Source organism: Actinosynnema sp. NPDC059335, from assembly GCF_042752395.1.
Taxonomy (GTDB): Bacteria; Actinomycetota; Actinomycetes; order Mycobacteriales; family Pseudonocardiaceae; genus Actinosynnema.
In genome coordinates this window covers 1-2,680 of record NZ_JBHYXZ010000309.1, presented here as the reverse complement: position 1 = coordinate 2,680, position 2,680 = coordinate 1, and the positions used below count along the sequence as shown (strand labels likewise).

Below are 2,680 nucleotides of genomic sequence, written 5' to 3'. Positions count from 1 at the left end.
CGAGGCGGGACACGTCCCGCTCGCCGGGCCCGCGGCCGGGGGTGGGCCCCAGCGCCGGGCCCCGCCCGTGCCGGGGGGGGCGGGGGAGCGCCCCCCCGCGGGGGGGCGCGCCGCCGCCCGGCTCCAGCGGCCCGCTCCACGACGTGACCACGGTCGACTCGGTCGGCCCGTAGGCGTTGATCATCCGCCGGCCCGGGGCCCACCGCCGCACCAGCTCCGCCGAGCAGGCGTCGCCGCCGACGACCAGCGTCCGCAGCGTGGGCAGGTCCGCGCCGTCGGGCACGGTCGCCAGCGCCACCGGCGGGATCAGCGCGTGCGTCACGCCGGCCGACGTGACGACGTCGGCCAACTGGTCGCCCAGCAGCGGCCCCGGCGGCGGCACGACCAGCGCCGCGCCGGCGGGCCAGGACAGGCACAGCTCCAGCACCGAGGCGTCGAAGCTGGGGGAGGCGAACTCCAGCACCCGGTCGCCCGGCCGCACCCCGAAGTGCTCGACCTCCGCCGCCGAGAACGTCGCCAACCCGGCGTGGGTCACCACGACGCCCTTCGGCCGCCCGGTCGAACCGGACGTGTAGATCACGTACGCCGGGTGCTCCGGCCGCACGGCCACCACGGGGTCGGTGTCGGGGTGCGCCGAGGTGTCCACCGGCCCGTCCAGCACGACCAGCGGCTTCGCGTCGGCCAGCATGAACTCGATCCGGTCCGCCGGGTAGGCGGGGTCCACCGGCAGGAACGCCGCGCCCGCCTTGAGCACCGCCAGCTCGGCCACGAGCAGGTCCGCCGAGCGCGGCAGGCGCAGCGCGACCACCCGCTCCGGTCCCGCGCCCAGCCCGATCAGGTGGTGCGCCAGCCGGTTCGCGCGGGCGTTCAGCTCGGCGAAGGTCAGCTCCGCCGCGCCGGTCACCGCGAGCGCGTCCGGCGTCCGCGCCACCTGCGCCTCGACCAGTCCCACGAGCCCCGGGCCCCAGCGGCCGGGACCGCCGGAGCCCCACGACTCCAGCAGGTCCCGCTCGCCCGCGGGCAGCACCGGCAGCGCCCACAGCGGGCGGTCGGCGTCGGCCGCGATGCCGGCCAGCAGCACGCCCAGGTGCTCGACCAGCCGCTCGACCGTGGCCGCGTCGAACAGGTCGGTGTTGTACTCGACCGACCCGTCCAGCCCGCCGCCGTCGGTCTCGGTGAACTCCACCGTGACGTCGAACGCGGTGCTCGTCACCGGCTGGGCCACGTCCTCCGCGACCAGGCCGGGGAAACCCGGGGCCTGCGGCGCGTTCTGCAACGCGACCACCGCCTGGAACAGCGGCGTGCGGCTGGTGTCGCGGTCGGGCTGCACCGCGTCCACGACCCGCTCGAACGGCACGTCCTGGTGGGCGAACGCGTCCAGCACGGTGCGCCGCGTCCGGGCCAGGAACGCCGGGAAGCTCTCGGCGGGGTCGATCCGCGCCCGCAGCGCCAGCGTGTTGACGAAGAACCCGACCAGGTCCTGCGTCTCGGGCCGCTCGCGCCCGGACGCCACCGTGCCGATCGCGAAGTCGTCCTGCCCGGACCACCGGTGGAACAGCACCTGGCAGGCCGCGACCAGCGCGGTGAACAGCGTGCCGTCCGCCACGCGGGCCAGCTCGCGCAGCCGCGCCACCACGGGCGCGGGCACCGCGAAGTCGGTCCGCGTGCCGGCCGTGGTCTGCACCGGGGGCCGGGGCCGGTCGGTCGGCAGCTCCAGCGCGGGCACGCCCGCGAGCTGGTCCCGCCAGTACGCGAGGTGCTCGTCCAGCGGCTGCTCGCGCTGCCAGGCCGCGAAGTCGCCGTAGCGGACGGGCAGCGGCGGCGGCTCCTCGCCGCCGTAGAACGCGGCGAGGTCGGACATCAGGACCCCGCTCGACCAGCCGTCGGTGACGATGTGGTGCATGGTCAGCGCCAACGTGTGGTCGTCGTCCGCGTGCCGCACCAGCACCGGCCGGAACAGCGGACCGGTGGTCAGGTCGAACGGCTCCACCGCGGGCATCCCGTCCACCACGGGCAGCGCCACGTCCGCGGGCGGGTGGACCTCGGCCACCGGCAGCCCGTTCTCCGCCGGGAACGTGGTCCGCAACTGGTCGTGCCGGGCCACGAGCGCCGTCAGCGCCCGCTCCAGCCGCGGCACGTCCAGCTCGCCGCGCAGCCGCACCGCGAGCGGCGTCACGTACTCGGTGCCGCCGGGGGAGAACTGGTCGAGGAACCACAGCCGCTGCTGGGCGAACGACAGCGGCGGACGCCCCTCGACCCGCGGGATCACCGCGTGGTCGGCCGCCGAGAGCCGGGCGGCCAGCGCGGTCACGGTCGGGTGGTCGAACACGTCGCGCGGCGACAGGTCGAACGCCGAGCGCAGCTTCGACACCACCCGGATGCTGGAGATCGAGTCGCCGCCCAGCGCGAAGAAGTTGTCCGTCGCGCCGACCGCGTCCAGCCCGAGCACTTCGGACCACACGGCCGCGACGAGCCGTTCCGCCTCGGTGCGCGGCGCGACGAACCCGCCGGCCGCGGACGCGTCCCGCTCGGGCGCGGGCAACGCGGCCCGGTCCAGCTTGCCGTTGGCGTTGAGGGGCAACCGGTCCAGCGCCACGTACGCGGTCGGCACCATGTAGTCCGGCAACGACCGCGCCGCGTGCTCACGCAACTCCGCCGCGCTCGCCGCCCGGGTGGCCGC

1 protein-coding gene is annotated in these 2,680 nt (G+C 76.6%); it reads right to left on the bottom strand.

Annotated elements, in window-relative coordinates:
• Positions 1–2,680 (bottom strand): condensation domain-containing protein (locus tag ACFXGA_RS40035; protein WP_378098396.1); only part of this gene is annotated, 2,680 nt, incomplete at both ends.